At 69.0% G+C, this 17,784-nt stretch carries 18 protein-coding genes; 2 read left to right on the plus strand and 16 right to left on the minus strand.

Features of this window, described 5'->3' with window-relative positions:
• Positions 1-18: 18 nt before the first annotated feature.
• The 10 genes from ACQ66R_RS02195 to ACQ66R_RS02240 are packed head-to-tail and all read right to left on the minus strand — an operon-like array spanning position 19 to position 7,577.
• Complete coding sequence (locus tag ACQ66R_RS02195; RefSeq protein WP_430418839.1) at positions 19-414, minus strand: HesB/IscA family protein; 396 nt, start codon at positions 412-414, stop codon at positions 19-21.
• Between the two features lie 12 nt (positions 415-426).
• Positions 427-804, minus strand: a complete 378-nt coding sequence (locus ACQ66R_RS02200; RefSeq protein ID WP_430418841.1) for an SUF system Fe-S cluster assembly protein — start codon at positions 802-804, stop codon at positions 427-429.
• 13 nt (positions 805-817) lie between these two features.
• The gene (locus tag ACQ66R_RS02205) at positions 818-2,032 is read right to left on the minus strand and encodes a cysteine desulfurase (protein WP_430418843.1); all 1,215 of its coding nucleotides are present in this window, start codon (positions 2,030-2,032) and stop codon (positions 818-820) included.
• A 2-nt stretch (positions 2,033-2,034) separates the two neighbouring features.
• A complete protein-coding gene (gene sufD / locus ACQ66R_RS02210; RefSeq protein ID WP_430418845.1) occupies positions 2,035-3,066 on the minus strand; it encodes a Fe-S cluster assembly protein SufD in 1,032 nt (343 codons plus the stop codon).
• A complete protein-coding gene (sufC, locus tag ACQ66R_RS02215) occupies positions 3,063-3,812 on the minus strand; it encodes a Fe-S cluster assembly ATPase SufC (protein WP_430418847.1) in 750 nt (249 codons plus the stop codon). The genes sufD and sufC overlap by 4 nt, the downstream gene beginning before the upstream one ends.
• A gap of 4 nt (positions 3,813-3,816) precedes the next feature.
• Complete coding sequence (locus ACQ66R_RS02220) at positions 3,817-4,221, minus strand: hypothetical protein (RefSeq protein WP_430418849.1); 405 nt, start codon at positions 4,219-4,221, stop codon at positions 3,817-3,819.
• Entirely contained in the window at positions 4,218-4,529 is a 312-nt protein-coding gene (locus tag ACQ66R_RS02225) for a hypothetical protein (RefSeq protein WP_430418851.1), read from the minus strand. The genes ACQ66R_RS02220 and ACQ66R_RS02225 overlap by 4 nt, the downstream gene beginning before the upstream one ends.
• Positions 4,526-5,995: a Fe-S cluster assembly protein SufB gene (gene sufB / locus ACQ66R_RS02230; protein WP_430418853.1), complete on the minus strand. Its 1,470-nt coding sequence runs from the start codon at positions 5,993-5,995 to the stop codon at positions 4,526-4,528. The genes ACQ66R_RS02225 and sufB overlap by 4 nt, the downstream gene beginning before the upstream one ends.
• Positions 5,995-7,146: a cysteine desulfurase family protein gene (locus ACQ66R_RS02235; protein WP_430418855.1), complete on the minus strand. Its 1,152-nt coding sequence runs from the start codon at positions 7,144-7,146 to the stop codon at positions 5,995-5,997. The genes sufB and ACQ66R_RS02235 overlap by 1 nt, the downstream gene beginning before the upstream one ends.
• The gene (locus tag ACQ66R_RS02240; RefSeq protein WP_430418857.1) at positions 7,143-7,577 is read right to left on the minus strand and encodes an Rrf2 family transcriptional regulator; all 435 of its coding nucleotides are present in this window, start codon (positions 7,575-7,577) and stop codon (positions 7,143-7,145) included. Before ACQ66R_RS02240 ends, ACQ66R_RS02235 begins: the two co-directional genes overlap by 4 nt.
• A gap of 149 nt (positions 7,578-7,726) precedes the next feature.
• On the opposite strand from ACQ66R_RS02240, the gene ACQ66R_RS02245 reads away from it, so the two are divergent.
• Both ACQ66R_RS02245 and ACQ66R_RS02250 read left to right on the plus strand, forming a co-directional pair.
• The gene (locus tag ACQ66R_RS02245) at positions 7,727-8,377 is read left to right on the plus strand and encodes an alpha/beta hydrolase (RefSeq protein ID WP_430418859.1); all 651 of its coding nucleotides are present in this window, start codon (positions 7,727-7,729) and stop codon (positions 8,375-8,377) included.
• A gap of 10 nt (positions 8,378-8,387) precedes the next feature.
• On the plus strand, positions 8,388-8,762 hold the full coding sequence (locus tag ACQ66R_RS02250; protein ID WP_430418861.1) for a YybH family protein: 375 nt from the start codon (positions 8,388-8,390) through the stop codon (positions 8,760-8,762).
• Positions 8,763-9,035: 273 nt separating this feature from the next.
• On the opposite strand, the gene ACQ66R_RS02255 is transcribed toward ACQ66R_RS02250, so the two are convergent.
• The 6 genes from ACQ66R_RS02255 to ACQ66R_RS02280 all read right to left on the minus strand — a co-directional run bounded on the left by ACQ66R_RS02255 (position 9,036) and on the right by ACQ66R_RS02280 (position 17,618).
• Positions 9,036-10,619 carry a HAMP domain-containing sensor histidine kinase gene (locus ACQ66R_RS02255; protein WP_430418863.1) on the minus strand — a complete coding sequence of 528 codons (1,584 nt, stop codon included), beginning with the start codon at positions 10,617-10,619 and terminating at the stop codon, positions 9,036-9,038.
• A gap of 5 nt (positions 10,620-10,624) precedes the next feature.
• Complete coding sequence (locus ACQ66R_RS02260) at positions 10,625-11,338, minus strand: response regulator transcription factor (RefSeq protein ID WP_430418865.1); 714 nt, start codon at positions 11,336-11,338, stop codon at positions 10,625-10,627.
• A gap of 219 nt (positions 11,339-11,557) precedes the next feature.
• Positions 11,558-13,099, minus strand: coding sequence for an AbgT family transporter (locus ACQ66R_RS02265; protein ID WP_430418867.1), 1,542 nt, complete (start codon positions 13,097-13,099; stop codon positions 11,558-11,560).
• A gap of 50 nt (positions 13,100-13,149) precedes the next feature.
• Positions 13,150-14,967 carry a flavin-containing monooxygenase gene (locus ACQ66R_RS02270; protein WP_430418869.1) on the minus strand — a complete coding sequence of 606 codons (1,818 nt, stop codon included), beginning with the start codon at positions 14,965-14,967 and terminating at the stop codon, positions 13,150-13,152.
• A gap of 222 nt (positions 14,968-15,189) precedes the next feature.
• Positions 15,190-16,482 (minus strand): amidohydrolase, encoded by a 1,293-nt coding sequence (locus ACQ66R_RS02275; protein ID WP_430418871.1) that lies wholly within the window; start codon positions 16,480-16,482, stop codon positions 15,190-15,192.
• Positions 16,483-16,493: 11 nt separating this feature from the next.
• Entirely contained in the window at positions 16,494-17,618 is a 1,125-nt protein-coding gene (locus ACQ66R_RS02280) for an anhydro-N-acetylmuramic acid kinase (protein ID WP_430418873.1), read from the minus strand.
• Between the last annotated feature and the right edge of the window lie 166 nt (positions 17,619-17,784).

Here is a 17,784-nt window from a genome sequence, read left to right on the forward strand (position 1 = left end):
GATACCCCGTTCGATCCGTCAGTCGAGTTTCGCTGGTGTAATGGTTACGGACTCGCCGCAGCCGCACGCGTCGGTCTCGTTAGGGTTGCGGAAGACGAACTTCGCCGAGAGCCGGCTCACCTCATAGTCGATCACGGTGCCGATCAGGAACAGCACCGCCTTGGGATCGATCAGGATGGTCACGCCCTTGTCCTCGACCACCTCGTCCAGAGGATTCGCCGTGTCCGCATACTCGAGGACGTATTCCTGACCCGCGCAGCCGCCGTTCTTCACCCCGACCCGCAGGCCGGCATAGGGCTTGTCGGCCTTGGCCATGATCTCGCGCACGCGCTCGGCGGCGGCGTCGCTGAGCGTGACCACCTTGGGCCGGGGCCGTCTGGCGCGGGGCGTGGGCGTGATGTCGAGGTGCGTCATCGGAACATGTCCCTAGAACATATTCAGGGCGAGTTTGGCCTCGTCGCTCATGCGCGACGGGTCCCACGGGGGATCGAACACCAGATCGACCGTCACTTTGCGCACGCCGTCGATCTCGCGCACCGCATCCTCCACCCAGCCCGGCATCTCGCCGGCCACCGGGCAGCCGGGGGCGGTCAGGGTCATGTCGATGGCGACATCCTTGTCGTCGGATACGTCGACTTTGTAGATCAGGCCCAGCTCATAGATATCGACCGGGATTTCCGGGTCGTAGACCGTCTTCAGCTTCTCGATGAGCTGATCGGTGATCGCGTCCAGCTCCGCCTGGCTCAGCGGCGGCGTCTGGGTCGGCTCCCCTACGACAGGGTTCGGGGCGGTTGCGTCGTCCATCGGGCTCATGGGCTTAAGCGAAGAAGGCTTGGGTCTTGGTCAAGGCGTCAACGAAGGCGTCGGCCTCATCGAGGGTGTTATATAGGGCGAAGGAGGCGCGAGCGCTCGACGTCACGCCGAAACGCCGCATCAGGGGCTCGGCGCAGTGGGTTCCGGCCCGGACGGCCACCCCGTATCGATCCAGGATCTGGGCCACGTCGTGGGCGTGGGCGCCCTCCATCGTGAACGACAGGATAGCCCCCTTCCCTGGCGCGTCGCCAATCACGCGGAGCCAGTTGAAGCCCTTCAGCCGCTCGCGGACGTGGGCGTAGAGGGCGTGCTCGTGCGCGGCCGCGGCCTGGCGGTCGAGGCTGCCGACCCAGTCGATGGCGGCGCCCAGGCCGATGGCCTCCAGGATCGGCGGCGTGCCGGCCTCGAAGCGATGCGGCGGGTCGGCGTAGGTGATCTCGTCCTCGGAGACCGAGCCGATCATCTCGCCGCCGCCCTGGTAGGGGGGCAGCGCGGCCAGCCTGTCGGCCTTGCCGTAGAGGATGCCAATCCCCGTCGGGCCGTACAGCTTGTGGCCCGAGAAGACGTAGAAATCGGCGTCGATCTCCTTCACGTCCACCGGCTTGTGGACGATCGCCTGGCAGCCGTCGAACAGCACCAGCGCGCCGGCCTCGTGGGCCATGCGCGCCAGCGCCTTTGCGTCGTTGATCGTGCCCAGCACGTTCGACATGTGGCTGAGCGCCACCACCCGGGTCTTCGGACCCAGCATGCGCTGGTAGGCCTCCAGGTCCAGGCGCCCATCGTCGGTCACCGGAACCCACTTCAGCACGACGCCCTTCTGCTCGCGCAGGAAGTGCCAGGGCACGATGTTGGCGTGGTGCTCCATCTGGGAGATCACCACCTCGTCGCCGGCCTGCAGCGAGGCGCCGATCCCGTGGGCGACCAGGTTCACCGCCTCGGTCGCGCCCTTGGTGAACACGATCTCGGCCGGATCGGCGTTGATGAAGGCCGCCACCGTCCTGCGGGCGGCCTCGTAGGCGTCGGTCGTCTCGTTGGCCAGGGTGTGCAGGCCGCGGTGGACGTTGGCGTAGCTGTGCTCCATCGCGTGCGTCATCGCCGCGATCACCGCCCGCGGCTTCTGCGCCGAGGCGGCCGAGTCCAGGTAGACCAGCGGCTTGCCGTGAACCTGGCGCTGCAGGATCGGGAACTCGGCGCGGACGGCTTCGACGTCGAAGGCCATGCTCAGACCCTCAGCCGCTCTGCGGCCCACGCGCGGGCGATCTCGCGCGCCGGCTCTTGGACAATCCGGTCCACGACCTCGCCGATGAAGGCCTCGGTCAGCATGGCGCGCGCCTCAGGCTCAGGGATGCCGCGCTGGCGGGCGTAGAACAGGGCTTCGTCGTCCAGCGCGCCCACCGTGTTGCCATGCGCGCACGAAACGTCGTCGGCGTAGATTTCCAGCTCGGGCTTGGCGTCCACCTCGGCGCGGTCCGACAGGATCAGGGCGTGGTGGCCCATGCGCGCATCGGTGTGGTCGGCGCCCTCGGCCACGACGATCTTGCCCTGGAAGACGCCGCGGGCCTGATCCCGCACGACGCCCTTGGTCAGCTGTTCGGTCGTCCCGTGGACGGCGACGTGGGTGACCAAGGTCGTGAGATCGGCGTGGCGCTTGTCGGCCAGGAGATAGACGCCGTCGAGGCGCAGGGCCGCGTGACCGCCGGGATGGCGGACGGTGGTCTGCAGGCGCTGGCGGCGCGCGCCGCCGGTGAGCACGGTCTGGGCGAAGGCCGATCCGGGCGCGAGCTCGACTTGGGCTTCGCTGACGGTCACGCCCTCGGCGCCGTCCGACGCCAGGACGATCCGCTCGATCGCCGCATTCTCCGCCACGCTGATCAGCAGGCCCACCTGGCCCAGGTATCCGCCTTCGTCGCCCTCATAGCTTTCGAGCAGGACCAGCCGACCGCCCGTCTCGACGTCCACCGAGACGCGGGCCGCATGCGCGCCGTCGCCCCGTGAGATGACCCGCAGGGCCACGATCTTGGTCTCACCGGGCTCAACGCCGATGTGAGCGGCGCCACGGCCATTGGCGACGACGATGACGTCCTCGGCCAGCCCCACGAAGGGTCCGGGGCCCAGAGACGCCGGATCGATCTCGGCCGACGGCTCGAGCGCCTGGCGGATCAGGCCGCGCAGGTCGGTCCAGCGCCATTCCTCGTCGCGCTTGCCGGGGAGCTGCGAGACGTCGCGCTCTCGTATGGCGGCGGCGACGGTCAAGCGGCCGCCCTCGCGTACTTGTCGTAGCCGTCCCGCTCCAGCTCCAGCGCCAGCTCGGGCCCGCCCGAGGCGACGATGCGGCCGGCCGAGAGCACATGGACGCGGTCGGGTTTGATGTAGTCCAGCAGGCGCTGGTAGTGCGTGATCACCAGCATGCCGCGGTCGGGCGAGCGCAGGGCGTTCACGCCGTCGGCCACGATGCGCAGCGCGTCGATGTCGAGGCCGGAATCGGTTTCGTCCAGGATCAGGAAGCGCGGCGAAAGCATCGCCATCTGAAGGATTTCCATCCGCTTCTTCTCGCCGCCGGAGAAGCCGACGTTGAGCGCGCGCTTCAGCATGTCGAAGTCGATCTTCAGCTCGCCCGCCTTCTGGCGCGCCAGCTTCAGGAACTCGGGCGCGGTGATCTCGGCCTCGCCGCGCGCCTTGCGCTGCGCGTTGAGCGCCGTGCGGATGAAGGTCAGCGCCGGAACGCCCGGAATTTCCAGCGGATACTGGAACGACAGGAAGACGCCCTTGGCCGCCCGCTCGTTGGGCTCCAGCGCCAGCAGGTCCTCGCCATCCAGCGTCGCCGAACCGGCGGTCACCTCGTAGCCGGAACGGCCGGTGAGCACGTACGAGAGCGTCGACTTGCCCGCGCCGTTCGGCCCCATGATCGCGTGCACTTCGCCCGCCGGAACCTCCAGCGAGAGACCCTTCAGGATCTCCTTCTCATCGACGGTGGCGTGGAGGTTGGAAACGGACAGCATTCGGTTATCGGGTCTCGTCGGCGAGGAACTGGGCCATGACCTTGAGCGCGTCTTCGACGGTCTCGACGGTCTCTTGTTTGCGGGGCGCGGCCGAGCCGGGGCTGGTCGTGCGCTTGTCGGAGAGGGTGATGTTCACCTTGCCGGCCTCGAAATAGGCCGCCACCCGGTAGTTCGTGTGATCGAGCGACACGGTGTAGCGGCGCAGGTCGGCGACCAGGCCGCGCTCGGCCAGGAAGCCGCGATCCGCGCTGACCGCCGCCAGCAGCGCCTCGGCGCTGGCCAGGTCGTGCTCCTGCTGGCGGCGCTCGGCGTCCTCACGGGCGCGGCGCTCGGCCTCTCGGCGCGCGGATTCGGTCTCGAACGCATCGCGCAGAGTGAGAAGCTTCGGCGGTTTGGCGCTTACGCTCAAATCTCGACCGCCTTCTTGTCCTCGATCCGCTCGACCACCCGAACGTCGGCGCCGGCCCCGTGGGCGAACGCATAGAGGTCGCCGGTGGCGTCGAGATAGCACTCGAGATCGAAGACGCCCTTTTCCGGGTCGAGCAGGGTTATGGCCGTCGCCCGCGTGCCGGCCGGGATCGTGGCCGGCATGGCCTCGCAGTTGCCTTGCGCCGTGGCCGCCAGCTCGCGCACCAGGACGACGCCGTCCCACTCGCGGAGCATGGCCCCGTCGGCGTCCACCGCCGTCTGCTCGCCGTCGTAAGTCGGCCGGCTCATCCGACGCTCCCTTCGAGGCTGATCGCCACCAGCTTCTGCGCCTCGACAGCGAATTCCATAGGAAGCTCCTGCAGTACGTCCTTCACGAACCCATTCACGAGGAGCTGCACAGCTTCCTCCTGGGTGAGTCCACGCTGCATCGCATAGAAGAGTTGATCTTCGGACAACCGCGTTGTCGTCGCCTCGTGCTCGAACTTGGACTGGCCGTTGCGGGCCTCGATGTAGGGCACGGTGTGGGCGGCGCACTGCTTGCCGATCAGCAGGCTGTCGCACTGGGTGAAATTGCGGGCGCCCTTGGCCTTCGGGTGCGCCGAGACCAGACCGCGGTAGGTGTTCGACGACTTACCCGCGCTGATCCCCTTCGAGATGATCCGCGATCGCGTGTTGGCGCCCAGGTGGATCATCTTGGTGCCGGTGTCGGCCTGCTGGCGGCCGTTGGTGATGGCGATCGAATAGAATTCGCCCGAGCTTCCCTCACCCCGCAGGACGCAGGACGGGTACTTCCAGGTGATCGACGAGCCGGTCTCGACCTGGGTCCAGCTCACCTTCGAACGGTCGCCCCGACAGTCGGCGCGCTTGGTGACGAAGTTGTAGATGCCGCCCTTCCCCGTCTCGGGATCGCCCGGGTACCAGTTCTGGACGGTGGAATACTTGATCTCGGCGTCATCCAGGACAACCAGCTCGACGACGGCGGCGTGCAGCTGGTTCTCGTCGCGCATCGGGGCCGTGCAGCCCTCCAGATACGAGACGTAGGCGCCCTTGTCGGCGATGATCAGGGTGCGCTCGAACTGGCCGGAATTCTCGGCGTTGATCCGGAAATAGGTCGACAGCTCCATCGGGCAGCGGACGCCCGGCGGCACATAGACGAAGCTGCCGTCCGAGAAGACGGCCGCGTTCAGGCAGGCGAAGTAGTTGTCGCTGACCGGCACGACCGTGCCCAGGTACTGCTTCACCAGCTCGGGGTGCTCGCGGATCGCCTCGCTCATCGAGCAGAAGATCACGCCCACCTGGGCCAGTTCCTTCTTGAAGGTGGTGACCACGCTGACGCTGTCGAACACCGCGTCGACGGCATACTTGGGCGCGCCCACCACGCCGGCCAGGACCTCCTGCTCGCGCAGCGGGATGCCCAGCTTCTTGTAGGTTTCCAGCAGGTCCGGATCGACCTCGTCGAGGCTCTTGGGTCCCGTCTTCTCCTTCGGCGCGGCGTAGTAGTAGCTGTCCTGGTAGTCGATGGGCGGGAAGCTGACCTTGGCCCAGTCGGGCTCGTCCAGCGCCAGCCAGCGCTCGAACGCCTCCAGGCGCCACTGCAGCATCCACTCAGGCTCGTTCTTTTTGGCCGAGATGAAGCGCACCGTGTCGGCGTTCAGGCCCTTGGGCGCGAAGTCCTGTTCGATCTCGGTGACGAAGCCGTGCTTGTACTTTTCCAGCGAAGCGACGTGTTCGACGGTCTGTTTGACGGCGGCCATCAGGCGACTTGTCCCAGAGAAGAGTGTGGCCGGCGCGAGGAGTGTCTGGCGTAGGCCTGCAGCCATGCCTCGGTGAACGTGGTCCAGTCGGCCTGGGTCGAGCACCAGCCGCCGCTGACGCGGATCGCGCAGGCGGCCAGGTCGCCCTGCCCCATGGCCTCCAGGACCGGCGAGGCTTTCACCTTGCCCGACGAGCAGGCCGAACCGGCGCTGACCATGACCCCGGCCAGATCCAGGCCCATGACCTGAAGGTCCGACGTCCAGCCCGGGGCGGCGATGCAAAGGGTGTTGGGCAGCCGCGGGGCGGCCTCGCCCATGACGACGCAGCCTTCCGCCTTCATCCGTTCGGCCGCCGCGTCGCGGAAGGCCGCCTGCTGCTGATAGCTGTCGAGCCCCGCCAGCGCCTCACGGGCCGCGGCCCCAAAGCCTGCGATGCCCGGCAGGTTTTCGGTGCCGCCGCGACGACCGCGCTCCTGTCCCCCACCATGCTGGCGTCGGAACAGGCTGGCGCGCGGGCCGAACGTCAGCGCGCCGATGCCCTGCGGGCCGCCGATCTTGTGCGCCGAGACGCTGAGGGTGTCAGCGCCCAGGGCGCGGCTGTCGACCGCGATCTTGCCGGCGGCCTGAATGGCGTCGACGTGGAGCCAGCCTTCGGCGGCGCGCACGATCTCGGCCGCCGAGGCCACCGGCTGGATCACGCCGGTCTCGTTGTTGGCCAGCATCAGCGCTACGAAGGGGCGGCCGTCGGCGGCGTCCCAGCGGACCAGGCGGTTCTTCAGCCAGACGAGGTCGGCCACGCCGTTCGCATCGACCGGCAGGACTTCGACCGCGACGCCACTGGCCTGTGCGGTCTCGCGGATGCTGTCGTGTTCGATGGCCGAGACGATCAGGCGGCGCGTTCCGCCGGCGACGGCGCTTTCCATGGCCAGCGCGTTGGCCTCCGTCCCGCCGCTCAGGAAGATGACGGTCGAGGCCGGCGCCGCGATCAGGGCGGCCACGTCGGCGCGGGCCTGCTCCATCACCGCGCGCGCGGTGCGGCCCGCGGCGTGGATGGACGACGGGTTGCCCACGTTCTCCAGCACCTGCGTCATCGCCGCGATGGCTTCGGGGCGCACCTTGGCGGTGGCGTTATGGTCCAGATAGACGCTCATGCCGCTTGCCGGTCCGGACGCAGGCGCCCGCCGATCACGTCGGCCAGGCTGACCGAGGCCAGATAGTCCTCGATCCGGTCGCCCAGGTCGGCCCACAGGTCGTGGGTCAGGCAGCGCTCGCCCTTGATCATGCAGCCCTTGCCCGAGGTGCAGCGGGTGGCGCGAAGAGGCTCGTCCACGGCGTGCACGATCTCGGCGATGGTGGTGGTGTCGGCGGTGCGCGCGAGGCGATAGCCGCCGCCGGGGCCGCGGGCGCTCTTCACCAGCCCCTTGCGGCGCAGCCGGGCGAACAGCTGCTCCAGATAGGACAGCGAAATCTCCTGCCGCGCCGCGATATCGGCCAGGGCGACCGCACGCGCGGCCTCGTGCTCACGGCGCGCAAGGTCGGCCATGGCCATCACGGCGTAGCGGCCTTTTGTCGAGAGTCGCATGGTCAGATGCCCAATGCAGTTTTCGCGCGCATCCGGAGCGTCCTATGTTATGAGCCCGGCCTCGCTCGAAGCGGGGTCGCGCCGGATGGCTGCGACTTAGGAAGACCGACTACAGCAGTCAAGTATTCTGGGCTGAGAAGAGGGTTCGAATGCCAGAGGTGGTTCTGACCGGTGCAGCCGGGCGGATCGAGGGACGCTATTCCCAGGGCAAAAGCGAGACCGCACCGGTCGCGCTGATCCTGCATCCCCATCCCAAGGCCGGCGGCCAGATGAACAATCCGGTGGCGGTGCAGCTCTTCCACCTGTTCATGAAGCGCGGCTTCTCGGTCCTGCGGTTCAACTTCCGCGGCGTGGGCCGTTCGCAGGGCGAGTTCGACGGCGGCATCGGCGAACTGGCCGACGCGGCCACCGCGCTGGACTGGCTCCAGTCGACCAATCCCGCCGCCTCGCAGTGCTGGGTCGCCGGCTATTCCTTCGGCGCCTGGGTGGGCATGCAGCTCCTGATGCGGCGTCCGGAAACGGACGGATTCATCTCGGTCTCGCCCCCGACCAACGCCTACGATTTCAGCTTCCTGGCCCCCTGCCCGGCCTCGGGCCTGATCCTGCACGGCCAGAACGACACCGTGGTCCCGCCCATCGACGTGGAACGCGTGGTCTCCAAGCTGCGGACCCAGAAGGGCATCGTCATCGACTACGACGTGGTCGAGGGCGCCAGCCACTTCTGGATGGAAAACCTGCCCGACGTCGAAAAGCGGGTCGGCGACTATCTCGACAAGCGCCTGGAATCCAACCCGGCTTGAGGCCGGTCGCTTGGCCACGCCCGACGACGCGGTCCGCGCCCGCCGGCGCCTGACCAACAAGCTGATCGCAGCCCATGACGCGGCGCGCCTGCGCCCGTTCTTTGCGCCGGACGTCAAGCTGATCGTGGGCGATGGCGAACTGATCCTGGGCGTCGCCGCCGTGATCCAGGCCTTCGCGGCCCAGTTCGCCGAGCCGGACTTCGTCACCTATGTCCGCGAGACCGCGTCGGTCGAGGTGGACGCCGACGCCGCGCGCGCCGCCGAACATGGCCGCTGGACCGGGCGCTGGAAGGATCGCGAGATGGGCGGGACCTATCTGGCCGTCTGGCGCAAGGTCACCGGCCAGTGGGTCATCGAGAGCGAGCTCTACGTCACCCTCGCCTGAGTAGATGGGCCTAGAACCTGCGCCGGTGGGTCCGGTGCAAGGCCGACACCACGAGCCCAGCGAAGGCGGCTGACCGGCGCGCTGCGTTGGGGTCGGGGGCAAGGCCCGCAACGCTCGCGCCCTCTGGAGTGGTCAGCCGCCAGGACCAGGCCTCGCCTTCTAGAGCGAGGCGGAGACCGTCTGGGGTGGGGAGAAGCGGCCTGTCCATTGGACCATCGTGCCGCCCGGCCATGCAGCCGGTCCGGCGGCCGGTGTCGAGATTCCGTGCAGAGGCTAGCGTTCGGCCCGCGGAAGGCTGACCCGGAAGGCCGCCCCCGAGCCGGCATCAACCAGCTCAACGCGTCCCAGGCTGGCCTGCAGCAGCGAGCGGGCGATGGGTAGGCCCAGACCGGTGCCTCCCGACGCCCGGCGACTGGTGAAGAACGGCTCGAACAGGCGCTCGCGATCGGCCTCCGGCACGCCGGGGCCGTCGTCGGAGACCGTCAGCACGACCTCGTCGCCCTCCAGGGCGCTGGTGAGCCAGGCGCGGGTCGCGCCCGCCTGACGGGCGTTCTGCAGCAGGATGGTGAGCACGCTCTCGACCGTGGTGGCCGGCGCCGCCACCGGCGGCACGTCGCGCGGCGCCGCAACCTCGATGGCGAAGTCGGGCCGGGTCTGGCCGTCGACGGCGCGGCGGATGGGCTCGGCCAGGTCGGTGGCCACGCCCGCCTCCGGCGTGGCCATGTCGGCCCGGGCCAGGTCCAGCAGGCGGGTCACCAGCTGCGACAGCCGCTCGGAGTCGCCGGCGATGTTGTCCAGGAACCGCTGCCGCTCGTCCGGCGACATGGTCTCGTAGTGGTCCTGCAGCAGCTCGACCGCCCCGGTGATGCCGGCCAGCGGCGTCTTGAACTCGTGGCTCACGGCGGCGGCGAAATCGCGCAGATAGCCTGAGCGTCGGTCAATGGCCTCGGCCATCACCCGGAAGTCGGCGTAGAGGTCGCGGATCTCGATGGCGGCGGTGCGCGGCGTGCGCGGTATGCGACCGTCGCCCTGGGCCACGCGGCGGGTCGCGGCGCTGAGCGTCAGGATCGGCCCCGTGACCCCACGCGCGATGAGGCCCGCCATGATCATCACCATCCCGAGGATCACTGCGCCGGCTAGGGCGTACTTGCCGCGATCCTCATAGAGCCCCCGGAACAGGGCCCGGGGCGAGCGCGACAGCAGCAGCACGCCCTGGGTCCGCCCCGCAACGACGATGGGCCGGGCGTGGTGCAGCCGGATGCCCGACGCCTTGCTCAGCCACTCGAAGCTGGCGACAGGTCGGTAGTCGCCGTTCACGCGCAGCACCGTCCGCGGCCGCCCCGCCAGCGCCGTCTGCACCTCGGGCAGCCGGGAGAAGTCCCCGCCCCGCCCCGGTCCGGCCACGGCGATGCCCCGCCGGTCCAGCATGATCACCGAGGCCAGCGTCGTGCGGGTCGTGCGGTCGATGATGGGGGTGATCCGGCGCGCGACCACCAGGGCGTCCGGATCGGGCGCCCTGCGGGCCGGGCGTGGCGGCGGGCGTTCGCCCAGCACCGGGCCGCCGCTGAGATCGATGGTGGTGAATTCGGGCCGGTAGTAGCCGTCGGGCGGTTTCACCGGCCGCGGAACGGGCGGCGGCGCGCCCGGCCAATCCACCGAGGCGACCGCGGCCAGCGCGGCGCCCTGGGCCACCAACTCGGCCTCCGTCTGGCGCACCAGGGTGTTCTCGAAGACCCGCAGCGCGATGGCCCCGATCGCCGGCATCACGGCGGCAAAAAGCAGGACGCCGAACAGGATCACCTGCAGGCGCAGCTTCGGCCAGAACGGCGCGATCAGGTCCTTGAGCCGCTCGATCACGCGCTTCAGGTGGTCGGCGGCGCGGGCTGACCCTGGCAGGGCCCCAGGCGGTAGCCGACGCCCGCGCGGGTCTCGACGACGTCATGGCCGCCCAGCACGGCGAACTTGCCCCGCAGGTTGCGCACGTGGCTGTCGATGGTGCGGTCGGTGATCGCGAAGCCGGGGCCGTGAAGCCGGTCGATGATCGCGTCGCGGCTGAACACCCTGGCGGGCCCGCTCATCAGGATCTTGAGAATGCCAAACTCGGTCACGGTCAGCGGAACCTCGACGCCCGACCAGCGGGCGATCCAGCTGTCGCCGTCCAGAGTGAGGCGGCCGTGGCTGAGCGCCGCGGCGGCGGGCTCGGCGGGCTTGGATGCGCGGGCGCGGCGCAGGATGGCCTGGACGCGGGCGACCACTTCGCGGGGACTGAACGGCTTCACGACATAGTCGTCGCCGCCCAGCTCGATGCCCAGCACCCGGTCGATCTCGTCGTCGCGCGACGACAGGAACAGGATCGGCAGGTCGCCCTTGGCGCGCAGCCGACGGCAGACCTCCAGTCCGTCCAGCTTGGGCATGTTGATGTCGAGGACCACCAGGTCGGGGGCCAGCTCGGCGACGGCGCTCAGCGCCGCCTCTCCGTCCTCGGCCTCGCGGGCGCTGAGGCCGGCCTTCTCCAGGGCGAAGACCAGGAGCTGGCGGATATGGGGATCGTCGTCGACGACGAGGACCTGAGGCATGAAGGTCATGTTCCGGGGTTCGCAGCTGGGGTCAATGGAAGGGTTGCGAACAGGCGCCCGCCGCGTCAGCGGCCACCGCAATCGTCGTGAGTATCGGCCGTCGCGCGCGCATCGGCGGAAGTCCCCTGTTCGAGGCGACTTTCAGGCCCGGGCGGTGTCGGCGATAGGTGAGCGGCGCGCTGAGGCGAAGCTGTTCATGTGCAGATTTCGTGCAGCCGTTCAGCGCGGTGGCAGGCTGTAGCCGACCGCCGCCCCCGGACCCACCGGCAGGTCGAGCGCCACCCATGCCGCCGTCAGCGCCATGCCGCCGATGTAGAATGACGCGGCCAGCGGCAGCATCAGCGCCAGCATCGTCCCCTGCCCGAAGCCCGGAACCCACCGACGGCAGAACGTCAGGGTGAGGACGAAGTAGGGGTTCATCGGCGAGATCAGGTTCGTCACCACGTCGCCGATCCGGTAGGCCGCCGTGGTCATCTCGGGCGAGATGTCGAGCAACATCAGCATCGGCACCACCACCGGCGCCACCGCACTCCACTTGGCCGACGCCGACGAGATCAGGAAGTCCAGCCAGGCCGACATGGTCGTCAGGATCGGCAGCAGCAGCGCCGGGGGCGCATTGAGGGCGCGAAGCTGCTCGGCGCCGCGGATGGCGGTTATCGGCCCCAGGTTGGACCAGCCGAACATCGCGACGAAGTGCGCCGCGAAGAACATCAGCACGATGTAGGGCAGCAGCGGCTCGAGCCCCTCCACCATCGACCGGACTATGTCGCGGTGGGACCGGATCGCTCCGACGGCGGCGCCATAGGCCCAGCCGCTCGCGAAGAACAGCAAGGCCAGGCCGCCTGCGAGGCTGCGGAACAGGGGCGTCATCCGAGCCGCCCCGACCGCACTCTCGTCTAGCAGCGGGGTGAAGCCCGGCCAGACGGCGAGGCCGACCATCAGGCCGACCACGGCCAGGGCCGCGAGGCCGGCCGCGATCAGGCCCCGGCGCTCATCCGACGCGAGCGGGCCGACGTCCAACGGCTCGCCCTCCGCCGTCCATTCGCCCAGGCGCGGGGCCATGATCCGCTCGCCCACCAGCCAGACCAAGCCCGTGCAGATCAGCGTCAGGACCGCGGCGAACCACCAGTTGCCCAGCGGGTTCATCGTGTAATCGGGCACGAGTAGGCGCGCGCCGACCTCGGTGATCGTCAGCAGCAGCACGTCGACCTGCCCCGGCAGCAGGTTGCCCGCCAGGCCCACGGCGACGCCCGCGAAGCCCACCAGCAGGCCCAGCACCGGATGGCGTCCGGCGGCGGCGAATACCAAGCCGGCCAGCGGCACGTAGACGAGGAAGCCCGCGTCGACGGTGTGGCAGGTCATGCAGCCGACCAGGAAGATGACGGGGACCAGCACGCGCCGACTGACGCCAAGCAGGCTGGCGCGGATCAGCGCGGCCATCAGCCCGCTGCGCTCGGCCACGGTGGCGCCCAGCATGATGGTCAGCGCGATCCCGAATGGCGCGAACCCGGTGTAGGTCCGCGGCATCTCGACGAAGAGTCGCTCGATGTTCGCCGCGCTGAAGAGGCTCTGTGCGACCAGGGTCTCGCCGGTGGCGGGGTTGACGGCCGACCATCCCTGGGCCGCGCCGAGGCCCGAGATAGCCGCCAGAGCGACGATCAGCCCGATGAAGATGAAGACGGGATCCGGCAACGCGTTGCCGACCCGCTCGACCACGTCGAGCAGGTCACGACGCCTCGGCCCCGCCGGCACATCCCCCATACCTGCATGTCAGCACGCGGGGTCGCGGGCGTCCATGCGCAAGCGTGGCTTTAGGTGTTGAGTTCGAGCCCCTTGAGCGATCCTTCGGCGCGCCAATCCTCGAGCACCTTGGCGAAGGCCACCGGACCGGCGCCGTATGAGGTGTTCTTCTTGTTCATGAGCTCGACCTTCCCCTCGTTGTTGTAATAACCGGGGGTGCATTCCTTGAGGAACGCGTCGCGCATCACCGACAGCTTCACGATCGTGTCGACCCAGGCGCTTTCGGCCTCGGCCGACGCCTCCAGGGTGCGGACCTGGCGATCCAGGGCATGCCGAACGATGTAGGCCAGGTGCTGGGACTGCTCGTTCAGCATGTGTGGGAAGTTGGCCGAGAACCCGGACTGTCCGGTCGAGACGACGAACAGGTTGGGGAAGCCGCGGACGTGGAAGCCGTGGAAGGTCTCCATGCCGTTCGCCCACTTGCCCGACAGGGTCTGCCCGTCCTTGCCGTAGACCTGATAGCCCGCGCGGCGGGCGTAGTCGGTGCCCACCTCGAAGCCGGTGGCGTAGATCAGGCAGTCGACCTCGTACTCCTGGCCGTTGGCCACGATCCCGGTTTCGGTGATCCGGTCGACGCCACGACCCTGCGTGTCGATGAGGTGGACGTTCGGGCGATTGAACGTCGCCAGATACTCGTCGTGGAAGCACGGCCGCTTACAGAACTGGTTGTACCAGGGCTTCAGCGCCTCGGCGACGGCGGGGTCCTTGACCTCCTGGTCCACACGGGCGCGGACCTGCTCCATCTTCTTGAAGTCGGCCAGTTGCATCAGGGCCGCCGGGTTATCCACCGGCTCGCCCCGCTCGGCCTTGCGGCGGGCGAGCAGCAGGATGTTGCCGATGATGTCGGTCCAGCCGTCGTTGACCAGATCCTCTTCGGCGAAGCCGCCCGAGACCAGGATGTTGAAGTTGTCCATCCGGTGCTGATGCCAGCCCGGCTGCAGGGTGGCGGCCCAGTTCGGATCCGTGGGCCGGTCGTTGCGCACGTCGATCGACGACGGCGTGCGCTGGAAGACGTAGAGTTCCTTGGCCCATTCGCCCAGGTGCGGCACGCACTGAACGGCGGTCGCGCCCGTGCCGATGATGCCGACGCGCTTGTCCTTCAGATTGACCAGGCCGCCCAGCGAGTCGCCGCCGGTGTAGTCGTAGTCCCAGCGGCTGGTGTGGAAGCTGTGGTGCTTGAAGCTCTCGACGCCCGGGATGCCAGGCAGCTTGGGCCGGTGCAGCGGGCCGTTGGCCATGATCACGAACTTCGCCTTCATGGCGTCGCCGCGGTTGGTCTCGATGATCCAGCGCGCCGCGTCGGCGTCCCAGCGGACGGCCTTCACCTCGGTCTGCAGACAGGCGTTGCGATAGAGGTCGTACTTCTCGGCGATCTTGCGGCTGTACTGCATGATCTCGGGCGCGCGGGAGTACTTCCGCTCGGGCATGAAGCCCACTTCTTCCAGCAGCGGCAGGTAGACGTAGCTCTCGATGTCGCAGGCCGCGCCGGGATAGCGGTTCCAGTACCAGGTGCCGCCGAAGTCGCCGCCCTTCTCGATCACCCGCAGGTCCTGGACGCCGGCCTCGCGCAGCCGCGCGCCGGCCAGGAGCCCGCCGAACCCGCCGCCGATGATCACCACCTCGGTGTCGTCGGTGATAGGCGCGCGCTCGATCTTCGCGACGTAGGGGTCTTCCAGGTAGTGCGCGAACTGCCCGGCGATCTCGACGTACTGCTCGTTGCCCTCGCTGCGGACCCGGCGGTCCCGCTCGGCGCGATACTTCTCGAGGAGCGCGTTGGGGTCGAAGCCCAGGTCGTCAGCGCCCGAGATTTCCGGCTTGTCGTCCGCCATAGCATCCTCCCGCATTCCTTATCGGCGTTCAGCGTGCCGAACATCCGTTTGACCGACAAGTATGACCTTGGGTCACGTCTCCCCCCCCTTCATGGGGAGGGTGGCGAGGCGAAGCCGAGACGGGTGTGGAAGTCACGATCCTCCCCAAGATCAGCACTCCGGCCCCCACTGCCTCACCCTGACCGCTGCGCGGTCTGTCCCTCCCCATGAAGGGGAGGGAAATCACCTCTTGCGGCTGGCCAGGTAGTCCAGCGCGGTCAAGGCCTGGGCCCGCACGCCGACCTCCAGCGCGCCTTCGTCCATCACATTGAAGAACGGCGAGTGGTTCACCCCCTTCGGGAAGCCGATGCCCAGGTCGTAGAACACGCCCGGGACCTTCAGCTGGTAGTAAGAGAAGTCCTCGGCGCCCGTGATGAAGTCGATGTCGTCCTTCACCTTGCCCCTGGCGGCGCGGCTGAGGGTGGACTTCATCTTTGCGGTCAGCGCCGGGTCGTTGCTGGTCACCGGATTGGGGGTGCCCCATTCCATCCGGCCCGAGCCGCCGTAGCGCGCGGCGATGCTCTCGACGGCCTTCTCGGCGCGGGCGATGACGTCCTTGCGCAGCTCAGGATCGAACGTGCGCAGGGTGCCCGACAGCTCGAAGTCGTCGGGAATGATGTTGTAGCGGACGCCCCCGTGCACCGTGGCCACCGTCAGGATGGTGGGCGTGCGCGTCACATTGATCTGGCGCGCAGCGATCTGGTTGAAGGCCAGCACGATCTCGGCCTGCATCGAGGCGATGTCGATGCCCGACCAGGGGTTGGCGCCATGGGTCTGCCGGCCCTTCAGCTTGATCTGCCAGCGGTCGGACGCGGCCATCATCGGACCCGGCCGCCACATCAGCAGGCCGGGCTCGCCAGGCACCACGTGCAGGCCGAAGACCGCATCGACCTTCGGATTATCGAGGGCGCCCTCCTTGATCATCAGCGGCGCACCGCCCTCCTCGCCGACGGGCGGGCCCTCCTCGGCCGGCTGGAAGAGGAAGACGACCGTCCCGGGGATCTGGTCCTTCATCTTGGCCAGGACTTCCGCCGCGCCCATCAGGATCGCGACGTGGGCGTCGTGGCCACAGGCGTGGGCTACCGAGACCGTCGCGCCGTTGTAGGTCGCGGTGACCTTGGAGGCGAAGGGGACGCCTGTGTCTTCCTTCACCGGAAGCCCGTCCATATCGGCGCGCAGAGCCACCACGCCGCCCGGCTTGCCGCCCTTGAGGACGCCCACGACGCCGGTCTTGGCGACGCCCGTGCGCACCTCGATCCCCAGGCTGCGCAGATGGTCGGCCACCAGCTTGGCGGTCCGCACCTCGCTGTTGCCCAGTTCCGGATGCTCGTGGATGTCGCGCCGCCAGGCGACGACCTTGGGCTGGAGCGCCTTGGCCGCGTCGAACACGGGCTTGTCAAAGGACTGGGCGCCCGCCGGCGCCGCAGCGGCCATCGCCACGACGGCGACCGCCGCCATCCACATATGCTTGCCCATGGAACTGCCCCTCAAGGTCTGATGATGCGCCCGCCGGTCGTGGGACTGGCCACGCCCGTTGTGCTCGGGAAGGTGATGGGCAGCCCGCGCTTCACACGGGCGCCCAGGAAGGCGAAGGCCTCGGCCTCGATGGCGTCGCCGCGCCAGCCATGGTCCTCGGCCGGCCGCACGGGGGCCGACAGGCGCTCGGCCAGCGCCTTCATGATCTCGGGATTGTGGCGTCCGCCGCCCGTGACGATCACCTGGTTCGGCTGGCCGCCCAGGGCTTCGAAGCCCAGCTTCACGGCCTCGGCCGTGAAGGCGACGAGGGTCGCCGCGGCGTCCTCGAGCTGCAGCGCCTCCAGCGGCTCCAGAGAAAAGTCGTGCCGGTCCAGCGACTTCGGCGGCGCCCCCTGGAAGTACGGATGCGCCAGCAACGCACGCACCACGCCCTCGTCGGCGCGCCCCACGCTGGCGTACTTGCCGCCGGCGTCGTAGCGCCCCGCCCCGCGCGCCTGAACCAGCAGGTCGAGCATGCCGTTGCCGGGGCCTGTGTCGAAGGCGGTGAAGTCGTCGCCGCCGGCCCACCAGGTCACGTTGGCCACGCCGCCGATGTTCAGCACCGCCAGCGGCGGCGAAAGCTTCGAATACCTTGCCCTCACCACGTGATAGACGGCGGCCAAGGGCGCGCCCTCCCCGCCCGCCGCGACGTCGGCGATTCGGAAGTCGCAGGCCACCGGCCGCCCGCAAAGCTTGGCCAGCATGCCGGCGTCACCCAGCTGGACTGTGCGACCGACCACGCCGTCTCTTGGCCGCTCATGCAGCACCGTCTGGCCATGCATCGCCACGAGGTCGAGGTCGGGCCACGCCAGGCCGTTCTCCTGCAGGAAGGCCTCGGCGGCGGCGAAATGCTCCTCGGCCACCATCTCGGCGGCGTGCAGGAAGATCGGCGGTTCGGGCGCGCCGCGCTCCCAGGCCAGCGCCTGGCGGGTCGCGGCCTGGACGACGTCGCGCGTGGCGTCGGTCAGCTTGCGCTCGCCCGCCGGCCCGAAACCGAAGATCGTCTCGCCATCGGTGTCGAGCACGGCCATGTCGACCGCGTCGAGCGACGTCCCCGTCATGAATCCCAGCACGAGCATGGCCGACTTGACTGCCATGTCCGCGAACCGCTAGCTAGCCCGCGATGATCGGACCTGCCGCCCGCACTGGCCGCTATTACCGCCTGCCCCTCTAGCAGGCGTCCGATCCCACGCGCCTGCCACCCTGGCCGGCGCGCCTTCCCAAATCCGAAGACCGCCGGCTCTCCTCAAGTCACCCGGAGCC

The sequence above is a fragment of the Phenylobacterium sp. genome, from assembly GCF_965284355.1.
In the GTDB taxonomy this organism is placed as follows: Bacteria; Pseudomonadota; Alphaproteobacteria; order Caulobacterales; family Caulobacteraceae; genus Phenylobacterium.

What these genes read in the sequence shown, in the direction of transcription:
- ACQ66R_RS02195 (WP_430418839.1), bottom strand. Translation starts at nt 414, where the DNA reads ATGACGCACCTCGACATCACGCCCACGCCCCGCGCCAGACGGCCCCGG.
- ACQ66R_RS02200 (WP_430418841.1), bottom strand. Translation starts at nt 804, where the DNA reads ATGGACGACGCAACCGCCCCGAACCCTGTCGTAGGGGAGCCGACCCAG.
- ACQ66R_RS02205 (WP_430418843.1), bottom strand. Translation starts at nt 2,032, where the DNA reads ATGGCCTTCGACGTCGAAGCCGTCCGCGCCGAGTTCCCGATCCTGCAG.
- sufC (WP_430418847.1), bottom strand. Translation starts at nt 3,812, where the DNA reads ATGCTGTCCGTTTCCAACCTCCACGCCACCGTCGATGAGAAGGAGATC.
- ACQ66R_RS02225 (WP_430418851.1), bottom strand. Translation starts at nt 4,529, where the DNA reads ATGAGCCGGCCGACTTACGACGGCGAGCAGACGGCGGTGGACGCCGAC.
- sufB (WP_430418853.1), bottom strand. Translation starts at nt 5,995, where the DNA reads ATGGCCGCCGTCAAACAGACCGTCGAACACGTCGCTTCGCTGGAAAAG.
- ACQ66R_RS02235 (WP_430418855.1), bottom strand. Translation starts at nt 7,146, where the DNA reads ATGAGCGTCTATCTGGACCATAACGCCACCGCCAAGGTGCGCCCCGAA.
- ACQ66R_RS02240 (WP_430418857.1), bottom strand. Translation starts at nt 7,577, where the DNA reads ATGCGACTCTCGACAAAAGGCCGCTACGCCGTGATGGCCATGGCCGAC.
- ACQ66R_RS02245 (WP_430418859.1), top strand. Translation starts at nt 7,727, where the DNA reads ATGCCAGAGGTGGTTCTGACCGGTGCAGCCGGGCGGATCGAGGGACGC.
- ACQ66R_RS02260 (WP_430418865.1), bottom strand. Translation starts at nt 11,338, where the DNA reads ATGCCTCAGGTCCTCGTCGTCGACGACGATCCCCATATCCGCCAGCTC.
- ACQ66R_RS02265 (WP_430418867.1), bottom strand. Translation starts at nt 13,099, where the DNA reads ATGGGGGATGTGCCGGCGGGGCCGAGGCGTCGTGACCTGCTCGACGTG.
- ACQ66R_RS02270 (WP_430418869.1), bottom strand. Translation starts at nt 14,967, where the DNA reads ATGGCGGACGACAAGCCGGAAATCTCGGGCGCTGACGACCTGGGCTTC.
- ACQ66R_RS02275 (WP_430418871.1), bottom strand. Translation starts at nt 16,482, where the DNA reads ATGGGCAAGCATATGTGGATGGCGGCGGTCGCCGTCGTGGCGATGGCC.
- ACQ66R_RS02280 (WP_430418873.1), bottom strand. Translation starts at nt 17,618, where the DNA reads ATGGCAGTCAAGTCGGCCATGCTCGTGCTGGGATTCATGACGGGGACG.